Below are 18,742 nucleotides of genomic sequence, written 5' to 3'. Positions count from 1 at the left end.
GCTCGCGCCGGCCGCTCACCCGGAGCTGGAGGCGCCGACCGGCTCGGCCATCGCGGCGATCTGCTGGAGGAATGCCGCATAGACGTCTCGTGCCTTGGCGCTGTCGCCGTCGACCAGCCACGCGAGCACCACACCGTCGTTGACCACCACGAGCATGCGTGACAGCAGGTCCACCGGAACCGACCACTCGATGCCGGCGGCAGCCGCGATCCGCAGGAGGACCTCGCGGGCCGTCGTCCGGTAGGTCTCGTACTGCCACTGCGCGAGGTCGGTGAAGCCTGCGTTGCGCAGCGCGTGGGCCGCCACCTCGAACGTCAGCAGATGCGCCTTCGGGTCACCCTCGACCGACGACCACATGTGGGCGAAGGTCTCCTCGAGCAGCGCGGTCACGTCGTCCTCGCCCGAGACGACGACGTCGCTGACCGAGGCGACGTACTGGTCGGCCAGCCGGGAGATCATCGCCCGGAGCAGCTCCTCCATGGAGGAGAACACGTAGTGCACGATCCCGGGGGTGGCCCCTGCCTCGGCGGCGACCGTGCGCGTGCTCACCGCGCCGACGCCCTCGCGCTTGGCGACGGCCAGCGCAGCCTCGATGAGCTGTTCGCGCCGCTGTTCCGAGGAGACCCGCACCCGCACTCCGTCCGTCGACCGTGTCCGTCCGATTGTGCCGCACGAGCGCGGCCCGGTCCGCACGGCACGCCCTTGCGACGGCGGTTCAGGAGGAGACGAACTGCGCGACGATCTCGTCGATGTCGTCGGTGAGGACGAGCCGGTCCACGTCGTCGGCGGAGATCGCTCCGTACTCCATGACGGAGTCGCGCAGCCAGGCCAGGAGGCCGGCCCAGTACGCCGTGCCGTACAGGACGACGGGGAACTGCGTCACCTTTCGCGTCTGCGCGAGCGTCAGGGCCTCGAAGAGCTCGTCGAAGGTGCCGAACCCGCCGGGGAAGACCACGAAACCCTGCGCGTACTTGACGAACATCGTCTTGCGCGCGAAGAAGTATCGGAAGTTGACCCCCAGGTCGACCCAGGCGTTCATCTTCTCCTCGAACGGCAGCTCGATGCCGAGGCCGGCCGAGACTCCTCCGCGCTCGCACGCGCCTCGGTTGGCGGCCTCCATGATCCCTGGGCCGCCCCCCGTGATGACGCCGATGCCCGCGTCGGCCAGCCGGCGTCCGAGCTCGCGGGCGGCGGCGTAGTCGGCGGCGTCGCGCGAGGTCCGGGCGGAGCCGAAGATGCTGACCGCGGGCCCGAGCTCGGCCAGTGCACCGAACCCCTCGACGAACTCAGCCTGGATACGCAGGACGCGCCAAGGATCGGTGTGCACCCAGTCGGACCGCTCAGGGGAGTCCAGCAACCGCTGGTCGGTCGTCGTCGACTCGATCCGGTCGCGCCGAAGGAGGACGGGACCCTTGACCCGCTCGTCCTCGGCGCGCTCCTCGACCCGCTGGTCCTCGGCGCGCTGGTCGTCGCTCATCCGGGCTGCCCCTCGCCGGCACCGCGCAACCATCCGTGCAGCCGTTCCTCGACCGACCGGAGCTGTGTGACCGGGACGCGCTCGTCCTTCTTGTGGGCGAGCAGCGGGTCACCGGGCCCGAAGTTGACCGCGGGCACGCCCAAGCGGGCGAACTCCGCGACATCGGTCCATCCGAACTTCGGGTTGACCTCCACGCCCATCGCCTCGACGAACGCCGCCGCGGCGGGTCGGTCCAGCCCCGGCGACGCGGCCGGCGCCGAGTCGGTGACGACGACCTCGTACCCGTCGAACAGTCCTTGGAGGTAGTCCAGCGCTTCGTCCTCCGTACGATCAGGGGCGAAGCGGTAGCTGACGGCGATCCTCGCCTCGTCGGGCACCACGTTCGACGCCGCACCCCCGCTGATCCCGACCGCGTTGAGGCCCTCGCGGAACGTGAGTCCGTCGATGACCGGTGTGCGAGCCTGCGCCGCGGCGAGGCGATCCATCGCGGGCTTCAGGCGATGGATCGCGTTGACGCCCATCCACGACCGGGCCACATGGGCGCGCTCCCCGCGGGCGACGACGTCGACGCGCAGCGAGCCCTGACAGCCTGCCTCGATCACACCGTCCGAGGGCTCCATGAGGATGGCGAAGTCGCCGGCGAGCAGCTCGGGGCGCTCCCTGGCGAGCCGTCCCAGCCCGTTGGCGGACGCCTCGATCTCCTCGGCCTCGTAGAAGACGTAGGTGACGTCGCGAACAGGCTCGGGAATGTGTGCCGCGGCCCGCAGCGCGACCGCGACGCCGCCCTTCATGTCGCACGCGCCCAGGCCCCACAGGTCACCGCCATCGAGCGCGGACGGGAGGTTGCCGTTGACCGGCACGGTGTCGAGGTGCCCGGCGACCACGACCCGGCTGTCTCGGCCGAGAGCGGTGCGGGCGACGACCGTCTGCCCGTCGCGGATCACCTCCAGGTGCCGGCAGTCGCTCAGTGCGGCCTCGACCGCGTCGGCGATGACGGCCTCGTGACGGCTCTCTGAGGGGATGTCGACCAGGGCGGCGGTCAGGCTCACGACGTCGGCGTGGAGATCGAGCGAGGTCATGCCGTCCATCCCATCACGTGGCGGGCGCCAGAGCACGGGCCGCCACCTGGAGATCGGAGACGAGTGCGCGTCACCCCTCCTCCTCGAAGACGCAGAACTCGTTGCCCTCCGGGTCGGCCATCACCGTCCACGGGGTCTGCTCCGCCGGCCCGCGCAGCACGCTCGCGCCACGCCGTACGAGCTCGTCGACGGCGTCCGGGCCCCCCGTGACGTCCCAGTGGATCCGGTTCTTGACGGTCTTGGGCTCGGGCACGTTCTGGAACACCAGCGACTCGAACGGCACGCCCGGAGGAGTCGTCCAGCTGAAGCCTCGACCCTCGTCGTCCACGTCGGAGCCGAGCACGTCGGCCCACCAGGCCGTCATCGACGGATGGTCGACCGCGTCGACCCCGACCTCGTACAGGCGGTACGCCTGCGGGTGTGCCGACCACCAGTCGTCATCGCGTTCGAAGATGCACAGCTCGCCGCCGCTCTCGGGGTCGCCCATCACCGTCCACGGGGTGTCCCAGCCCGGCAGCCTGGTCGCGCCGAGCGCCTCGTACTCGGCGACCGAGCGCCCGTGGACGTCGAAGTGGACGCGCTGCTTCACCGTCCTCGGTTCGGGCACCGCGTTGATCCACACCGTGTGCTGCGGCGTGGGCCCGCGCAGCACCGCGTCGCCGTCGGGCAGCGCCTCCGCCGTGAGCCCGAGCGCTGCCGCCCAGAAGGCGCTCGCCGCCGGCACGTCGTTCGCGTCGATGCTGAAGTCTTTGAACCGTACGAGAGACATGTCGGCACCCTAGGACAATCGGGCGTCTGGAGCCGGTCGATAACCTGGACCGCATGACCCCCACCACCCCGCAGTCCGCCTGGGCGTACGGCATCGCCACGCTCACCGAGGACGGGACCGTCCTCGACGTCTGGTATCCGAACCCGACCCTCGGTTCGTACGACGGAGCGATCGAGCCCACCGGCCTGACGGCGCTGGAGGGGACCGACGAGGTGCGCCAGGTGCGGAGGACCGTGGTCCGGACCGAGGTCGAGGACCTGAGCTCGCCGGTCACCGACGCGTACGACGCCTACCTGCGCCTCCACCTGCTCTCCCACCGGCTGCTCCGCCCCCACGGGACCAATCTGGACGGCATCTTCGGCGCCCTCGCCAACGTCGTGTGGACGTCCATCGGCCCCTGCTCGGTCGAGGGCTTCGAGGAGACCCGGCTGCGAGCCCGTGCGGCTGGGCTGTCGGTCGCGGTGACCAGTGTCGACAAGTTCCCGCGGATGACCGACTACGTCGTTCCCAGCGGCGTCCGGATCGGTGATGCCGATCGGGTGCGCCTGGGCGCTCACCTCGCGGAGGGCACCACGGTGATGCACGAGGGCTTCGTGAACTTCAACGCGGGCACTCTCGGGCACGCGATGGTCGAGGGCCGGGTCAGCGCGGGCGTGGTCGTCGGCGAGGGCACCGACGTCGGCGGCGGCGCATCGATCATGGGCACCCTCTCGGGCGGCGGCAAGCAGGTCATCAGCCTCGGGCGCAACTGCCTCCTCGGTGCCAACGCCGGCATCGGCATCTCTCTAGGCGACGACTGCGTGGTGGCCGCGGGCTGCTACGTGACGGCGGGCTCGAAGGTCACTCTCCCTGACGGGTCGGTAGTCAAGGCGGCCGAGCTCTCGGGCCACGACGGGCTGCTGTTCCTGACGAACTCCGAGACAGGGCGTCTGGAGGCCCGGCCCCGGACGGGCAACGGGATCGCGCTCAACGCAGAGCTGCACGCCAACTGAACGGCGCAGTGACCGACCCGATGGCCCCTCGTGACCGTCGCCGGAGGGGCGCCTCTCTCCTTCTGATCCTCCTCGTCCTCGTGGGCGTGGTGGCTGCGGGTCTGGTCGTGCTCGCGCGCAGCGGGCAGATCGCCCAGCTGCGCGGCGAGGAGTGCACCGTCGAGGTCGGCGACACCTACGCGACCCTCGATCTCGAGCAGACCGAGCACGCGTCGCTGATGGCGGCGATCGCGATGCGCCGCGGGTTGCCCGCCCGAGCCGTGACGATCGCCGTCGCGACGGCGTACCAGGAGTCGAAGCTGCGCAACATCGACTACGGCGACCGGGACTCCGTCGGCCTCTTCCAGCAGCGCCCGTCGCAGGGCTGGGGGACGGTGGAGCAGATCATGGAGCCCCGCTACGCGATCACCCGCTTCTACGAGGGCCTGGAGAAGGTCGACGGCTACCGCTCGATGTCGGTCACCGAGGCGGCCCAGGCCGTCCAGCGGTCTGGTTACCCCGAGGCGTACGCCGACCACGAGGCCTACGGGCGCGCGATCGCGTCGGCACTCACGGGCAACTCCCCCGCCACCTTCACGTGCGTGGTCGACCTGCCCGCCACCGACGAGGGCGTGCCCGGCGCCAACGGTCTGACCCCTGCGGCCGAGGCCGTCCGTGTCGACGTACGCAAGGCGTTCGGGCGCCTGCCCACCGGCGGGTACGCCGCCGACGGGGTGAGCACGGGACACTCCGCCGGGTCGAAGCACTACGACGGCAAGGCGGTGGACGTGTTCTTCCGGCCGGTCACCGCCCAGGCGAAGAAGGACGGCTGGGCGCTCGCGCAGTACCTCGTCGCGAACGCGCGCCGTCTCGGGATCGCCACGGTGATCTACGACGCCAAGATCTGGACGGCACGCCGGTCCCCGCAGGGCTGGCGGGACTACACGCCGCCGGCGCGCGACGGCGACCGTGCCGTGCTCGAGCACCGCGACCACGTCCACGTCGACGTGTCGTAGTCGCGGTGCTCGGCGTCACCCTCCGGCGACCGGCTGCTGGGTGAGGACCTTGTAGGTGTAGCCCGTCGCGATCAGCGTCAGCGGGATGGTGACCAGCAGTCCGACGAAGCACAGGATGAAACCGAGGATGTTGATGCCGGTCAGCGCCAGTGCGAGCAGGAAGACGGGCCCGAGGTTGTTGCCCACCAGCCGGAAGCTCGACTGGAGCGCTTCCCACGGTCCCTGTCCTTGGTCCATCACGAACCACAGCGTGTACCACGCGAAGAACGTGAAGACGATGCCCGGCAGGATGCAGAGGATCAGTCCGACGAAGGTGAGGACGCCGAGGAGCAGGAAGGTCAGGATGACCTTGCCCGCGTGCTCCCCCCACTGGAAGAAGTCGCCGAAGCCGGGCTTGCGTCCTTCGGTCTCGAGCAACGCTCCCTTCGTCTGCGCGGCCTGCATGAACCAGCCGACCAAGGTGCCCGCGAGGTTGAACAGCAGCGCGACGACCGAGAAGCCGCCGGCCAGCCACCAGCGCGAGGAGTCCCAGGCGTCGTCTCCCCCGGACTGGGCGGCCGAGCCGATCCCGCTGATGACCGCCTGGATGACGAAGAACACCAGGCTGACCCCGACCCAGACGCCCCAGTTGTCCTTGAACCTGTCCCAGCCGAACGAGATCGCTCTGCCGACGTTCAGCTCCTGCGGGGCGCCGTAGCCGCCGGGTCCACCCCCATGGCCGCCCGGGGGCTGGCCGGGCGGGGGGCCGTACCCACCGGGTGGCTGGCCAGGCGGCGGACCGTACCCACCGGGTGGCTGGCCGGGCGGCGGACCGTACCCACCGGGCGGCGGTCCCGGAGGCGGACCGTACCCACCGGGCGGCGGTCCCGGAGGCGGTTCGTACGGCGGTGGAGGAGGTGGAGGCGGATCGTACGGCGGAGGCCCGCCGGGTGGCTCGTTGCCCGGTGTGTCGCCGCCGGGAGGGTTCTGAGGCTCGCTCATGGACCGTCTCCTCCAAGGGTCGCGCGGGGCGATCGACCCCCCGGCCTCCTTCGAGGCTAGCGACATCTCGGCGTGTCGGCGCGACCGGAGCGGACTCGGCGCGTCGCGGCTCGTGGGCCTCAGGCGAGGCTGGAGAGCCTCGTGGCCGCGGCCGCGATCCGCTCGTCCGACGCGGTGAACCCGACGCGGACGTGCTCGGCGCCGGCGGCGCCGTAGAAGTCACCCGGCGCCACGAGGATCCCGAGGTCCGCGAGCGCTCGCACGGTCTCCCGCGCCGGCTCGCCCCGCGTCGCCCACAGATAGAGCGAGGCCTCGGAGTGGTCGATGCGGAACCCTGCAGCCTCGAAGGCGCGGCGGAGCGTCGCCCGGCGGGCGGCGTAGACGGCGTGCTGGGCGTCGGCATGCGCATCGTCGGCCAACGCCGCCGTCATCGCGTCCTGGACGGGCGCGGGGACGATGAGGCCGAGGTTCTTGCGCACCTCGAGCAGTTCCCCGATCACCGTGGGGTCGCCGGCGACGAACGCCGCACGATATCCCGCGAGGTTGGACCGCTTCGAGAGCGAGTGGACGGCGAGCACGCCCTCGTGCGAGCCGCCGCTCACGTCAGGGTGGAGGACCGAGGAGGGCGTGGCGTCCCAGGAGCACTCGAGATAGCACTCGTCGGAGACCAGCAGAACACCACGCTCCCGCGCCCACGAGACGGTCTTGCGCAGGTGCTCGAGCCCCAGCACGCGCCCGCTCGGGTTGGACGGCGAGTTGATCCACATCAGGCTCGGCGCCGACGGGCCGAGGGCCACCGTGGAGTCGGAGACCACGACCTCGCAACCGGCGAGGCGAGCACCCACCTCGTACGTCGGGTAGGCCAGCTCCGGGATCACGACCGCGTCACCCGGGCCGAGGCCGAGGTGGAGTGCCAACCCGGCGATCAGCTCCTTCGAGCCGATGGCGGGAAGCACCCCGTCGACGTCGAGACCGGTCACCCCGTGGCGCCGTGCGAGCCAGTCGACGGCAGAGCGCCGGAGCGCGAGGGTGCCGACCGTCTGGGGGTAGCCGGGCGCGTTCGCGCCGGCGGCCAGGGCCTCCCGTGCCACTGCCGGGGTCTCGTCCACCGGCGTGCCGATCGAGAGGTCCACGATCCCATCAGGATGTGCGACCGCTCGCGCCTTGACCTCGGCGAGCGAGTCCCAGGGGAAGTCGGGAAGGCGACGAGACACCGCACCGGCCGACAACCGCGTCGTCGCACTCGGGCGCGACGGCACGGACGGGACCGGGTCCGGCATCAGTCCTGGTTCTGCGGAGGAAGCGCGGCGATCATCGGGTGGTCCTTGTCGATCGGACCCATCTTGGCAGCACCGCCGGGCGACCCCAGGTCGTCGAAGAAGTTGACGTTGGCGGTGTAGTAGTCCTTCCACTCCTCCGGGGTGTCGTCCTCATAGAAGATCGCCTCCACGGGACAGACCGGCTCGCAGGCACCGCAGTCGACGCACTCGTCGGGGTGGATGTAGAGCATCCGCTTGCCCTCGTAGATGCAGTCGACGGGACACTCATCGACGCAGGCACGGTCCTTGAGGTCCACGCAAGGCTGAGCGATGACATACGTCACGAGGGGTCCACTCCTTCATTCGAACGGCTGGAACTAGTATCACCCTCTCGTGCGGGGAGGGAGTGGCCAGGTCCGCCTAACGGACCGGCTGGGCGGGAGGTTGGGGTGCCAGACTTCGGCGAGCTCGTCGGTCGACGCGTCGTGGTGAGGTCACGTGTCCCCGGTGAACGCGGCCCGTCGGGCGGGCCCGCCTACACCGACGTGGTCGGTCGGCTGCTCTCGTACGACGGCTCGACCCTGCGCATCCAGCGCCGCGACGGTCGTGAGGCGTACGTCCCGGCAGCGGACGTGGTGGCAGCCAAACCCGTGCCCGAGGGCAGCGCACGCGTCCGGACGCGGCCGGCGATGGACTACTCCCCCGAGGAGCTCGCCCGGATCTGCACGCGCGGCTGGCCGCCCCGCATCACACAGGATCTCGGCGAGTGGACGCTGCGCGCGTCCGGCGGGTTCACCGGCCGCGCCAACTCGGTCGCGGTGCACGGCGACCCCGGCGCCGACCTCCCGACCGCGCTCGCCCAGGTCGAAGGGTTCTATCGCGCGCAGGGGCTGCCCGCGAAGGCCCAGGTGATCGACCAGACCCCCTGGCCCGGCCGCTTCGCCGACGCCGGATGGGTCGGGACCGGCGGCACTCACGACCACGCAGTGGTGCTCGTCGCCGCCGCCCGCGCCGTCCTCGAGACGTCACGGACCGGGCGCCAGGACGGCGAGGCGACGGTCAGGATCGACGAGACGCTCACCGAGCCGTGGATGGCTGCGGCTGAGCGGGTGACCGCCGACGTGCCGCTGGACGACGTCCGCCACGTGCTCGCCTCACCGCCGGTCGTCGGGTTCGCGGTCGTCGAGGGGGACAGCGGGATCGAGGCGGTGGCGCGCATCGTGGTCACCGGAGAGTGGGCCGGCCTGTCGAGCGTGCACACCCTGCCCCAGGCCAGGCGCCGCGGGCACGCCGCACGGCTGCTCGAGGCGTGCACGCGTTGGGCGTGGGACCGCGGCGCGGACAAGGTCTACCTGCAGACCATGCGGCACAGCAGGGCGGCGCTGGCGTTGTACGAGGGGTACACCTTCGAGGTGCACCACACGTACCGCTACCTCAGCCCCGCGTAGCCGTCACTCGTCCCCAGGCGCCTTGCGGCACTCCACGTTGTCGGCGGCGTTGTACTTCGCCGTCGTCGTCTCACGCTTGACCACCGCGCCGTCACGCGTGAAGGTCCGATAGACGTCGACGTCGAACCCGGTCACGCCGGCCTGGGGCAGGCACTCGTCGGAGGCGTCGTAGCGGGTCGCGGGCGACCGGAAGTTGCGCTTGGACGACAACCCTGACTTGATGTCCCACTGCTTCGTGCCCCACAACGTGACATTCATCGAGCCCTGGCGGCCCGGGGTGCTGCGGTTGACCCAGGCCTGGATGAGGATGCCGTGATCGGTGGTGTTCTTGAACTTGAGGTCGACCGACGGCCAGGCGACCGTCGCCTCGCGGCCCACCGGGTAGCGGCTGATGTAGAAGCTGTGCGGCTTGTGAGTGACGTCCTCGAGGCCGGCGAAGAATCCCGCGTTGTAGAGCGTGGTCGCGACCTGGGAGACGCCGCCGCCGAGGTCCTCGCGGAAGACGCCGTTGCTGATCATCGTGCCCGCGGTGAAGCCGTTGGCGACCGTACGCTCGCCGACGGTCTCGTTGAAGCTGAACGTCTCGCCTGGCTTGAGCAGCGTGCCGTTGACGAGCTCGGCGGCGCGGCCCTGGTTGGTGTTGCGGTAGTCCGCGTGCGGGTAGTTCGTCGAGAAGGAGCTGACCTTCTCGACGATGCCGAGCTTCTCCACCTCCTTGGTGGTGAGGTCAGGCGCCTTCTGCTTGGGCTCCACCTCGACCGCGCGTTCGGCGCCGGACTTCTGGAGCACCGGCACGAGGGCGGTCGCCACGTCGGCCGGGACCACGCCGATGCCGGCCTTGCCCGGGACCACGACCGGCTTGCCGGAGCGGATCGCCACCGTGGCGTCCTGCGCCGGTGTGCCGATCTCCTCGGTCGCCTCGGCGAGCGGCTCCGCCAGCTTCTTGGGGTCGACGACCGTCGTGAGCTTGCCGTCCTTCACCTGCACGCTCAGCGCAGGCGCGTAGTCCGACGGGGCGAGCTCGGCAGACTTGCTCCCGGCGACGATCTTGACCGGGGCCGACATCGCCGGCTTGGCGATCTCGGTGACCGCGGCCCGGAGGTCGTCGACGCTCACTGCGGGCTCCAGCACGTCGACCGGCAGCTCGAGATCGGTGTGCGCGAGCGGGTACGAGCTGCGGACGAGGGCCGTCGTGGCCTTCTGATCCACCGCGCGGCCCGCCTTGGGCTTGCTCACCTTGGGCTTGCCGTCGGTGAAGCCGATGCGACCCTCGGAGACCTCGCGGTCGGTGTCGTCGGCGATGGAGGCCACGGCCGACTCGAGCACCTTGTCGTCCACGGCGACGGCCACGTCGTAGCTCTCCGCGCCGAAGAGCACGTCCAGCATCGTCAACGGGTTCCACACCGAGGTGTCGGCGCCGGTCTGGGCGATCGAGGTGTCGAGGTCGACGGCGAGCCCGGCCTCGTCGGGCGTGAGCTCGAAGGTCTTCTTGCCGCGGACGATCCGGACGGGCTCCTTGGCTGGCGCGGCCAGCGTGTCACCGAGTGTGGTCCGCGCCTCGTCGATCGGCTTCATGCCGAGCTCGACGCCGCCGATCGTGGTCCCCGCGGGCACGCGGTCCGAGGTGGAGAAGTGCAGGACGACGTAGACGCTCACGACGAGCAGCGCGATGACGGCGAGAGCGATCAGCGCGATGCGGTCGCCGCGCCGGCGCTTCTCCTCGAACAGAGTCGTGTCGTGCTCGGTGAGCGTGGGGGTCGGGGTCGGGGCCATGTGTTCCTCGTGGTCCGGGTCGTGCGGGGGCCGGTCAGCGCTGGTGCTCGACCGGGGCCAGGCCTGAGTTTTTCTCGCTCTCGGGGGAGCGGACCAAGGCGCCGTAGTGCGAACGGTAGTAGAGAAGGGGCTCCCCGAGCCGGGACTCGCCGAAATCGCGGGTTCCGTCGGGTGCCGCGGGGGCGCCCGGCTCGTCGGCACGCACCGCCGCCGTCAGGACCTCGCCGACGACGATCGTGTGGTCACCACCGTCGTACGTCTGCCAGGTGCGGCACTCGAGCCACCCGATGGCCCGGTCGAGCAGCGCTGCGCCGGTGGCTTCGCCCCGGTGGTGCGGGACACGCTCGAGCTGTCCCTCGAGGGGGCGCCCGCGGCGGGCGAGCCAGGTGGCGTCGTCCTGTCCGTTCTCGGCGAGGACGGAGACGCCCCACGTGCCGGAGGACAGCACCGCGTCGTGGAACCGCGCTCGTCGGTCGACGGCGACGAGCACCAGGGCGGGGTCGAGCGAGACCGAGCAGAAGGCGCTCGCGGTCATCGCGTGATCGAGCCCGTCGGCCACCGTGGTCGTGACCGTGACGCCGCTCGCGAACCGTCCGAGGACATCACGGAAGGTGCGCGCGGCCGCTGGGTCGAGGGGGTGGGGCACTGAGCTCACCCTCCCAGCCTACGGGGACGGTCCACCGTTTCGGACGCGATGTGACCTGCGCCGCGTGCGGCGAGCACGACGCCGGCTCCGAGGACGACGAGGGAGCCGAGCAGGAACGAGTAGCCGAGGGCGTCGGCCGCCACCAGGTAGTCGCCCTCGGGCCGCGACGACATGGTGAGCAGCAGCACGGCGCCGTAGGAGACGGCGAGGACGACCGCCGCCGCCGTACCCCCCACGAGCGCGGCAGCACGCAGCGTCACCAGCACCGTTCCCAGGGCCAGGACGAGCCCCCACGGGACGGGGCCGGTGACGTGCCGGTGGACGACCAGTCCGGCAACGCAGAGGACCGCTCCGAAGACGGCGGCGAGGAGCAGGACGAGCGGCCTCGCGGAGCGCGAGTCAGCGCGTGCCCGCGAAGAGGTCATGCTCGAGCCCGTCCTCCCCCGGCACCGGCGTGCCCTTCGCGATCCGGAAGAACTCGGTGCCCCACACGTACGCGCCGAGGTTGTTGGACAAGGCGAAGAAGGGGCTGTCGACCTGGATCTGAGTCGGGTAGGCGCGCATCGCGTCCAGCTTGGCCTCGGCGAACTCCTCGGCGACCACCGATGCCGCGATCTGGTCGTCGGGGACGGCCATGAACGACAGGTCTCCCTCGGGGTCGAGGCCCTCGAAGGTGGTGTGGTCGCCGGCCGCTCGGAGCTTGCGCAGACCCTCCCGCAGCCACGAGTCGGCGTTGGCGGTCCAGTAGACCTTGTCGACGTCCCAGGCGGCGCCGAGGTCGGCGCGGTAGGACGGGGCGGCGGCGAGCGCGACCGCGTAGGTCGCCACGCGGTGCGCCTGCACGTGGTCGGGGTGACCGTAGTTGCCGAAGTCGTCGTAGGTGATGAGGACCTGTGGGCGGATCTCGCGGATCACGGCGACGAGGTGGTCGGCCGCCTCGCGGAGGTCGGCGAGCCAGAACGCGTTGGGGGCGACGTCGGGCGCGACGGTGGCGGCACCGGACTCGGACCACACCATGCCCGAGTCACGGTAGGTCCCGGCCCCTCCGAGCCATCGGGCGTCGGTGATGCCGAGTCGCTTCATCGCCGCGTCGCGCTCGGCGACCCGGTGCTCACCGAGCGTGTCGTCGCGGTCGGCCGCGAGATGCTCGAGCTCGGGCACCAGGACCTCGCCCATCTCGCCCATCGTGCACGTCACCAGGGTGACGAGCGCGCCCTCGGCGGCATACTTCGCCATCGTCGCGCCGGTCGTGATCGTCTCGTCGTCGGGGTGAGCGTGCACCAGGAGCAGACGGCGGTCGGGGAGGTTGTCGGGCATGCCGCCCAGCGTACCGAGGCGGACGGACGCCCCACGCCTCTTGTCGCGCCAGACGGTCGTCTAGAGTCGGCGCACCGCGCGTGTCACGGGTCACACTCGACACGCTCGCACCCGTCCGCCGGTCCTCGAGGAGATCACCATGGCCGACCGCACCGTCGACGTCGTCATCGTCGGCGCAGGCCTGTCCGGCATCAACGCCGCGTACCGCCTGCAGGAGCGCAGCCCGGGCACCACCTACGCGGTCCTCGAGGCCCGCGACGCGATCGGCGGGACGTGGGACCTGTTCCGCTACCCCGGTGTGCGCTCGGACTCCGACATCTTCACGCTCTCGTTCCCGTTCCGCCCCTGGCGCGGGCCGGACTCGATCGTCGACGGCGAGCAGATCCGGGACTACCTCCACGAGACCGCGCGGGAGAGCGGGATCGAGCAGCACATCCGGCTGTCGACCACGGTCCTCGCCGCCGACTGGTCCCCCGAGCGTGCACGCTGGACGGTCACGGTCGCCACCGGGCCGGACACCGTCGAGGAGACGTACGAGGCGCGCTTCGTCTTCTTCTGCAGCGGCTACTACGACTACGACGCCCCGTACGACCCGGGTCTCGCCGGTGTCGAGGACTTCCGAGGGCGGGTCGTCCACCCGCAGTTCTGGCCCGACGACCTGGACTACGCCGGCAAGCAGGTGGTCGTCGTGGGCAGCGGAGCCACCGCCATCACCGTCGTGCCCGCGATGGCCGAGCAGGCGGAGCACGTGACGATGCTGCAGCGGACCCCCACGTACGTCGTCGCGCAACCGAAGCAGGACGCCGTCGGCAACGCGATCCGCAAGGTGCTCCCGCCCCGGGCGGGGCACCTCGCGATGCGGACCAAGAACACCGCGATGCAGTGGGGCTTCTACCAGGCGTGCCGACGGCTGCCCAACCAGATGGCCGGGCTGTTCCGCAAGGGCGCGGTGGCGGCGATCGGCTCCCAGGAGATCGTCGACGCGCACTTCACACCGCCGTACCGGCCGTGGGACCAGCGCCTGTGCATCTCCCCCGACGGCGACCTGTTCCAGGCGATCCGCGAGGGCAGTGCCTCCGTGGTGACCGGCCACATCGACCGCTTCGTCGAGAACGGCATCCGGCTGGAGAGCGGCGAGGTGGTGGAGGCCGACGTCGTCGTGACGGCGACCGGGCTCGCCCTGCAGCTGCTCGGCGGCACGCAGATCAGTGTCGACGGGACGCCGGTCGACCTTGCGCACACCTACGCCTACCGCGCGACGATGCTCAGCGGCATCCCCAACCTGGCGTTCTGCATCGGCTACGTGAACCTCTCGTGGACGATGCGCTCGGACATGACGGCGCGCCTCGTGGCGCGGATCGTCAACCGGCTGCGCGACACCGGCGCCGACACGGTGACGCCGGTGATCGAGGGGACGCCCGAGTCCCGCCCGCTGTTCGACATGGACTCCGGCTACATCCGCCGTGGCGCGCACCTGCAGCCGCGGTCGACCGGTGACTACCCGTGGTCGATGCGCCAGAACGTCGTCGTGGACGCGTGGGCGACCAACCGGGCCGACCTCGACGACGGCCTTGTCTGGACCCGTTCGGCGCGTACCCAGGACCGGACGGAGGTCGGGGCATGAGGGCGGTCACCTGCCACCGCGGCGAGCTCGCCGTCGCCGAGGTCCCCGATCCCGTCCCCGGCCGGGGCCAGGTCCTGATCGAGGTCACCAGGAGCGGGATCTGTGGGTCCGACCTGCACGCCCGGACCCACAGTGACCTCACGGCCGACGGAGCCGCCGAGATCGGGTACGACGGCTTCATGCGCTCCGAGCAGACCGTCGTCCTCGGGCACGAGTTCTGCGGGCGGGTCGTCGCGTACGGGCCCGGCTGCCAGGAGCGGTGGCCGGTGGGCACCAGGGTGGTGGCGCTGCCGGTGCTGCGGCAGGACGACGGCGCACACCTCACCGGCCTCTCGGAGCGCGCGCCTGGCGGCTTCGCCGAGATGACGCTGGTGTCGGAGGTGATGACGATGCCGGTCCCCGACGGGGTGAGCGACGACCACGCCGCGACCACCGAGCCGCTCGCCGTCGCGCACCACGCCGTACGGCGCAGCGAGGTCGGCAAGAAGGACGTCGCGATCGTCGTGGGATGCGGACCCATCGGGCTCGCCGTGATCCTCATGCTCAAGGCCGCCGGGGTCCGCACGGTCGTCGCCAGCGACCTCTCGGCGGCACGCCGGCAGCTGGCGGCACGGTGTGGCGCCGACATCGTCGTCGACCCGCGCACCGAGTCGCCGTGGACGGCGTACGGAGAGCGCAAGGGCCACCTTCGCACCGCACCGAGCCTGATCGAGCTGGGGATGGACACGCTCCAGGTCCTGCGACGGGTGCCGGGACTGCCGTGGTGGCGGGTGATGCGCGCCGCCGAGAAGGTGGGCGCCACGCCTCGCGGCCCGGTCGTCTTCGAGTGCGTCGGTGTGCCCGGGATGATCGAGGACGTCATCACGCACGTGCCGTTGCTGTCGCGTGTCGTGGTCGTGGGCGTCTGCATGGAGCCCGACACGTTCCGCCCGTCGATGGCGATCAACAAGGAGATCGACCTGAGGTTCGTCTTCGCCTACGGACCCGGCGAGTTCTACGAGACGCTCCAGATGATCGCCGACGGCACCGTCGACCCGTCGCCGCTGCTGACCGGCACCGTCGGGCTGGACGGGGTCGCCGACGCGTTCACCGCCCTCGCCGACCCAGAACGGCACGCGAAGATCCTGATCGACCCCGTCAGCGACGTGCGGACGGTCTGACCGGCTCGATACGCTCGGGGGATGTCGAGCCCCGTTGACGAGTCCCTGTCCTTCCCCCGGCTCCAGGCGCGCTCGCTGCGCTTCACGCTCGGAGTCCCGCGCAACCTGACGGTGAGCCCCGACGGGTCGCGGGTCTTCTTCGTCCGTACGCCGGACGGGAGCTCACGCACGGGCTCGCTGTGGGCGTACGACGCCGACAAGGGCGAGGAGACGTGCCTGGTCGACGCGAGCGCCCTGCTCGGCGCGGGCAGCGAGGAGCTGTCGGCCGAGGAGCGGGCCCGCCGCGAGCGCAGCCGCGAGTCGGCCGCCGGGATCGTCGGGTACGCGATGGACGACGCCTGCGAGGTCGCGACGTTCGCGCTCTCGGGCAAGGTCTGGGTCGCTCGCACCCGCTCCGCCGGTGCACTCGCGCTCCCCACCGCCGGCTCCGCGATCGACCCCCGCGTCGATCCCACCGGGCGGCGCATCGCCTACGCCACCGACGGATCCCTCCGGGTGATCGGGGTCGACGGCACCCTGGACTACCCCGTCGTCGAGCCGGACGGCGAGCACGTCGTGTGGGGGCTCGCCGAGTTCGTCGCGGCCGAGGAGATGGACCGGTTCCGTGGCTACTGGTGGGCGCCTGACGGCGAGTCGCTGCTCGTCGAGCGCTACGACGAGTCGCCGGTCGAGACCTGGTACGTCGCCGACCCCGCCGACCCGTCCCGAGCCCCGGTCGAGCACCGTTATCCCGCCGCAGGCACCGCCAACGCCCTCGTGTCGCTGTGGCACGTGCGCCTCGACGGGACCCGCACGGAGGTGGTGTGGGACCGGGAGACGTTCCCCTACCTCACCCGCGTCTCGTGGACGTCGCACGGCGAGCCGCTCGTGCAGGTCATGTCGCGCGACCAGAAGCACGCCGGTGTGCTCGCCGTCGAGCTCGACTCCGGCGAGACGACGCTCGTCCGGGCACAGAGCGACGACGTGTGGGTCGACCTCATGCCGGGCGTCCCTGCCTACGCGCCGGGTGGTCGCCTCGTGACGCTCGAGGACCACGCCGACACCAAGACGCTGTTCGTCGACGGGAAGCCCGTGTCGCCGAAGGGCCTCCAGATCCGCAGGGTCGTCTCGCTCGGCGCCGAGGGCGCGATCGTGACGGCCTCGCAGGACCCGACGCAGATCCACCTCCACGCCGTCGGCTGGGACGGCGAGACGGTGCCGCTCGCCGAGGGGCCCGGCGTCTGGAGCGGTGACGAGCGGGGTGGCACGGCCGTCCGCGTCCGTGAGGGGATGGAGTCGCCTGTCCCGACCGTGACGGTGATGCGCCACGGCTCGACCGTCGGCACCATCACGTCCCACCCGCTCGACCCCGGCCTCCACCCGGAGGTGAGCTTCCTCGAGGCGGGCGACCACGGCATCCGCACCGCGGTGCTCTTCCCCCGTGGGCACGTGGTCGGCAGCCGCGCGGCGCTCCCGATCATCATGAACCCGTACGCCGGTCCCCATGCGCAGCGCGTGCTGCACTCGGCCAAGGCCTACCTCCAGGCACAGTGGATGGCCGACCAGGGCTTCTGCGTCGTGATCGCCGACGGGCGCGGCACCCCGGGCCGCGGACGCGCCTGGGACCGCGCCATCCGCGACGACGTCGCCGGTGTCACGCTGGAGGACCAGGTGACGGCACTCGAGACGGTCATCGACACCTATGGCGGTGACGTCGACCGGTCGCGTGTCGGCATCATGGGCTGGTCGTACGGCGGCTACCTGGCGGCGCTCGCGGTCCTGCGCCGGCCCGACGTCTTCCACGCGGCCGTCGCCGGGGCACCTGTCACGGAGTGGCGTCTGTACGACACCTTCTACACCGAGCGCTACCTCGGCGATCCCGCCGAGCAGCCCGAGATCTACGACGCGCACTCGCTGATGGTCGGGCTCGACAAGATCGACGTGCTCCCGCCGCTGATGATCGTGCACGGCATGGTCGACGACAACGTGGTCGTCGCCCACACGCTGCGCCTCTCCTCGGCGCTGCTCGAGGCCGGCAAGCCTCACAGCGTGCTCCCGCTCACCGGCGTCACGCACATGACGCCGCAGGAGGTCGTCGCCGAGAACCTCGCCCAGCTGCAGGTCGACTTCCTCCGGACCGCCCTCCGGGCCTGACCCGGCGGGTCAGCCTCGCTTGAGCCGTCTCGGTCCCGACGGGAGCGGCGGCGCGTCGGGGGGTGGGACGACCGGAGCCGGACCGGTGACCACCATCCACGCGAGGTCGACCTCGTCGACGAGCTCCTCGAGTCGGTGCGCGGCGGCGGGATCCTCGACCCGGACGAGCCAGGCCCGGTCCTCGCTGTCGTCCTCGCCGGCGAACCCCTCGCGGTGCACGGAGGCTGCGAACCCCTGCGCGTGCAGCTGCTCGAGGACGTGCTCGGCGTCCTCGCCCTCGTCGAAGTGCGCCTCCGCCACGGTCGGCGAGGGCGTACGGCGCAGCAGCGCCTCGAGCTCCGGCAGAAACGGGCGGTCGGCGTCCAGCCACGCGACGGAGTCGAGCTCGTCGGGCCCGAGCCAGCGCAGGAGGTCGTGCTCGGTGGGCTCCGGCTCACCGGAGACGATCTCACCGACGTACGCGCGAAGCACGAGGGCGCCGCTCAGCGGCACCTCGCCCGCGAGCCGATGCCCGACCGTGGCGTCGCACCCGAGCTCCTCCGCGACCTCGCGACGGGCAGCCTCGGCCTCCGACTCCCCCGGCTCGACCTTCCCGCCGGGGAGCTCCCACCCGCCCGCAGCAGCGGCCGGACGGGTCCGTCGTGCGGCGAGCACACGACCGGCACGGATCAGTGCCACCCCCACGACGACACGCGTCGAGGGCGAGGGCTCGGGGCTCTGGGGATCCACAAACGGCGAGGTTAGCGCGTACGGTCGGACCATGGACCAGTCCCAGCTCCCCGACACCCTGTTGTCCGAGGCCGAGATCACGTCCGCGCTGGCGAGCCTGCCCGCCTGGGTCCGCGACGGCGACACCATCGTCCGCTCGGTCCGTGCCCCCAGCTATCTCGACGGCATCGCGCTCGTCGACGCCGTGGCAGCGGCCGCTGAGATCGTCGACCACCATCCCGACATCATGATCCGGTGGCGCGACATCACCTTCACCCTCTCGACGCACTCCTCCGGGGGGCTCTCGGCACGAGACATCGCGCTCGCCCGGCAGATCGACGCGATCGCCGAGGACGCCGAGGACCGCTGAGCCACTCTCCG

Annotated in this window: 19 protein-coding genes; 7 read left to right on the top strand and 12 right to left on the bottom strand. The window is 71.4% G+C overall.

What is annotated here, in order from left to right:
* Positions 1-15: 15 nt before the first annotated feature.
* From KV100_RS20230 to KV100_RS14745, 4 genes are all read right to left on the bottom strand, one after another.
* The gene (locus tag KV100_RS20230; protein ID WP_220343863.1) at positions 16-630 is read right to left on the bottom strand and encodes a TetR/AcrR family transcriptional regulator; all 615 of its coding nucleotides are present in this window, start codon (positions 628-630) and stop codon (positions 16-18) included.
* Between the two features lie 85 nt (positions 631-715).
* A complete protein-coding gene (locus KV100_RS14755) occupies positions 716-1,477 on the bottom strand; it encodes a TIGR00730 family Rossman fold protein (protein ID WP_220343862.1) in 762 nt (253 codons plus the stop codon).
* The gene (gene dapE, locus KV100_RS14750; RefSeq protein ID WP_220343861.1) at positions 1,474-2,556 is read right to left on the bottom strand and encodes a succinyl-diaminopimelate desuccinylase; all 1,083 of its coding nucleotides are present in this window, start codon (positions 2,554-2,556) and stop codon (positions 1,474-1,476) included. The genes KV100_RS14755 and dapE overlap by 4 nt, the downstream gene beginning before the upstream one ends.
* Before the next feature lie 70 nt (positions 2,557-2,626).
* On the bottom strand, positions 2,627-3,325 hold the full coding sequence (locus KV100_RS14745) for a VOC family protein (protein ID WP_220343860.1): 699 nt from the start codon (positions 3,323-3,325) through the stop codon (positions 2,627-2,629).
* A 53-nt stretch (positions 3,326-3,378) separates the two neighbouring features.
* Here KV100_RS14745 and dapD point away from each other — a divergent pair, with 53 nt between their 5' ends.
* Together dapD and KV100_RS14735 are read left to right on the top strand one after the other, a co-directional pair.
* Positions 3,379-4,317 (top strand): 2,3,4,5-tetrahydropyridine-2,6-dicarboxylate N-succinyltransferase, encoded by a 939-nt coding sequence (dapD, locus tag KV100_RS14740; RefSeq protein WP_220343859.1) that lies wholly within the window; start codon positions 3,379-3,381, stop codon positions 4,315-4,317.
* A gap of 8 nt (positions 4,318-4,325) precedes the next feature.
* Positions 4,326-5,312, top strand: a complete 987-nt coding sequence (locus KV100_RS14735; RefSeq protein ID WP_308289420.1) for a hypothetical protein — start codon at positions 4,326-4,328, stop codon at positions 5,310-5,312.
* 15 nt (positions 5,313-5,327) lie between these two features.
* Here the strand turns inward: KV100_RS14735 and KV100_RS14730 are convergent, their stop codons facing one another.
* The 3 genes from KV100_RS14730 to fdxA form a co-directional block, all read right to left on the bottom strand.
* Positions 5,328-6,293, bottom strand: coding sequence for a hypothetical protein (locus KV100_RS14730; protein ID WP_220343858.1), 966 nt, complete (start codon positions 6,291-6,293; stop codon positions 5,328-5,330).
* 119 nt (positions 6,294-6,412) lie between these two features.
* Positions 6,413-7,573 carry a succinyldiaminopimelate transaminase gene (dapC, locus tag KV100_RS14725; RefSeq protein WP_220343857.1) on the bottom strand — a complete coding sequence of 387 codons (1,161 nt, stop codon included), beginning with the start codon at positions 7,571-7,573 and terminating at the stop codon, positions 6,413-6,415.
* Positions 7,573-7,896 (bottom strand): ferredoxin, encoded by a 324-nt coding sequence (fdxA, locus tag KV100_RS14720; protein WP_220343856.1) that lies wholly within the window; start codon positions 7,894-7,896, stop codon positions 7,573-7,575. Before fdxA ends, dapC begins: the two co-directional genes overlap by 1 nt.
* 105 nt (positions 7,897-8,001) lie before the next feature.
* Between fdxA and KV100_RS20225 the strand changes: the two genes are divergently transcribed.
* Positions 8,002-9,000, top strand: coding sequence for an N-acetyltransferase (locus KV100_RS20225; protein ID WP_220343855.1), 999 nt, complete (start codon positions 8,002-8,004; stop codon positions 8,998-9,000).
* Between the two features lie 3 nt (positions 9,001-9,003).
* On the opposite strand, the gene KV100_RS14710 is transcribed toward KV100_RS20225, so the two are convergent.
* Genes KV100_RS14710 through mshB form a run of 4 tightly spaced genes read right to left on the bottom strand, consistent with a single transcriptional unit; the run spans position 9,004 to position 12,736 of the window.
* Positions 9,004-10,773, bottom strand: a complete 1,770-nt coding sequence (locus KV100_RS14710; RefSeq protein WP_220343854.1) for a VanW family protein — start codon at positions 10,771-10,773, stop codon at positions 9,004-9,006.
* A 34-nt stretch (positions 10,774-10,807) separates the two neighbouring features.
* Positions 10,808-11,428, bottom strand: coding sequence for a flavin reductase family protein (locus KV100_RS14705; RefSeq protein ID WP_301022692.1), 621 nt, complete (start codon positions 11,426-11,428; stop codon positions 10,808-10,810).
* Complete coding sequence (locus tag KV100_RS14700) at positions 11,425-11,844, bottom strand: DUF6113 family protein (RefSeq protein ID WP_220343853.1); 420 nt, start codon at positions 11,842-11,844, stop codon at positions 11,425-11,427. Before KV100_RS14700 ends, KV100_RS14705 begins: the two co-directional genes overlap by 4 nt.
* Positions 11,819-12,736: an N-acetyl-1-D-myo-inositol-2-amino-2-deoxy-alpha-D-glucopyranoside deacetylase gene (gene mshB / locus KV100_RS14695; protein ID WP_220343852.1), complete on the bottom strand. Its 918-nt coding sequence runs from the start codon at positions 12,734-12,736 to the stop codon at positions 11,819-11,821. Before mshB ends, KV100_RS14700 begins: the two co-directional genes overlap by 26 nt.
* Positions 12,737-12,875: 139 nt before the next feature.
* Between mshB and KV100_RS14690 the strand changes: the two genes are divergently transcribed.
* The 3 genes from KV100_RS14690 to KV100_RS14680 are packed head-to-tail and all read left to right on the top strand — an operon-like array spanning position 12,876 to position 17,653.
* Entirely contained in the window at positions 12,876-14,360 is a 1,485-nt protein-coding gene (locus KV100_RS14690; RefSeq protein ID WP_220343851.1) for an NAD(P)/FAD-dependent oxidoreductase, read from the top strand.
* Positions 14,357-15,520, top strand: a complete 1,164-nt coding sequence (locus KV100_RS14685; RefSeq protein ID WP_220343850.1) for a zinc-binding dehydrogenase — start codon at positions 14,357-14,359, stop codon at positions 15,518-15,520. Before KV100_RS14690 ends, KV100_RS14685 begins: the two co-directional genes overlap by 4 nt.
* Before the next feature lie 21 nt (positions 15,521-15,541).
* Complete coding sequence (locus KV100_RS14680; RefSeq protein ID WP_220343849.1) at positions 15,542-17,653, top strand: S9 family peptidase; 2,112 nt, start codon at positions 15,542-15,544, stop codon at positions 17,651-17,653.
* A gap of 9 nt (positions 17,654-17,662) precedes the next feature.
* Here KV100_RS14680 and KV100_RS14675 read toward each other — a convergent pair whose 3' ends face one another.
* Positions 17,663-18,382 carry a (deoxy)nucleoside triphosphate pyrophosphohydrolase gene (locus KV100_RS14675; protein WP_301022780.1) on the bottom strand — a complete coding sequence of 240 codons (720 nt, stop codon included), beginning with the start codon at positions 18,380-18,382 and terminating at the stop codon, positions 17,663-17,665.
* Between the two features lie 31 nt (positions 18,383-18,413).
* Between KV100_RS14675 and KV100_RS14670 the strand changes: the two genes are divergently transcribed.
* Positions 18,414-18,731, top strand: a complete 318-nt coding sequence (locus KV100_RS14670) for a 4a-hydroxytetrahydrobiopterin dehydratase (RefSeq protein WP_220343847.1) — start codon at positions 18,414-18,416, stop codon at positions 18,729-18,731.
* Positions 18,732-18,742 lie beyond the last annotated feature (11 nt).

It is taken from the genome of Mumia sp. zg.B21, from assembly GCF_019550855.1.
GTDB lineage: Bacteria > Actinomycetota > Actinomycetes > Propionibacteriales > Nocardioidaceae > Mumia.
This window is presented reverse-complemented; position numbering and strand designations above follow the sequence as displayed.

Bases quoted from the DNA above. Each gene is read 5' to 3' on its own strand.
- KV100_RS14755 (WP_220343862.1), bottom strand. From the start codon at position 1,477: ATGAGCGACGACCAGCGCGCCGAGGACCAGCGGGTCGAGGAGCGCGCC.
- dapE (WP_220343861.1), bottom strand. From the start codon at position 2,556: ATGACCTCGCTCGATCTCCACGCCGACGTCGTGAGCCTGACCGCCGCC.
- KV100_RS14745 (WP_220343860.1), bottom strand. From the start codon at position 3,325: ATGTCTCTCGTACGGTTCAAAGACTTCAGCATCGACGCGAACGACGTG.
- dapD (WP_220343859.1), top strand. From the start codon at position 3,379: ATGACCCCCACCACCCCGCAGTCCGCCTGGGCGTACGGCATCGCCACG.
- KV100_RS14730 (WP_220343858.1), bottom strand. From the start codon at position 6,293: ATGAGCGAGCCTCAGAACCCTCCCGGCGGCGACACACCGGGCAACGAG.
- dapC (WP_220343857.1), bottom strand. From the start codon at position 7,573: ATGCCGGACCCGGTCCCGTCCGTGCCGTCGCGCCCGAGTGCGACGACG.
- KV100_RS14710 (WP_220343854.1), bottom strand. From the start codon at position 10,773: ATGGCCCCGACCCCGACCCCCACGCTCACCGAGCACGACACGACTCTG.
- KV100_RS14700 (WP_220343853.1), bottom strand. From the start codon at position 11,844: ATGACCTCTTCGCGGGCACGCGCTGACTCGCGCTCCGCGAGGCCGCTC.
- mshB (WP_220343852.1), bottom strand. From the start codon at position 12,736: ATGCCCGACAACCTCCCCGACCGCCGTCTGCTCCTGGTGCACGCTCAC.
- KV100_RS14690 (WP_220343851.1), top strand. From the start codon at position 12,876: ATGGCCGACCGCACCGTCGACGTCGTCATCGTCGGCGCAGGCCTGTCC.
- KV100_RS14685 (WP_220343850.1), top strand. From the start codon at position 14,357: ATGAGGGCGGTCACCTGCCACCGCGGCGAGCTCGCCGTCGCCGAGGTC.
- KV100_RS14680 (WP_220343849.1), top strand. From the start codon at position 15,542: ATGTCGAGCCCCGTTGACGAGTCCCTGTCCTTCCCCCGGCTCCAGGCG.
- KV100_RS14670 (WP_220343847.1), top strand. From the start codon at position 18,414: ATGGACCAGTCCCAGCTCCCCGACACCCTGTTGTCCGAGGCCGAGATC.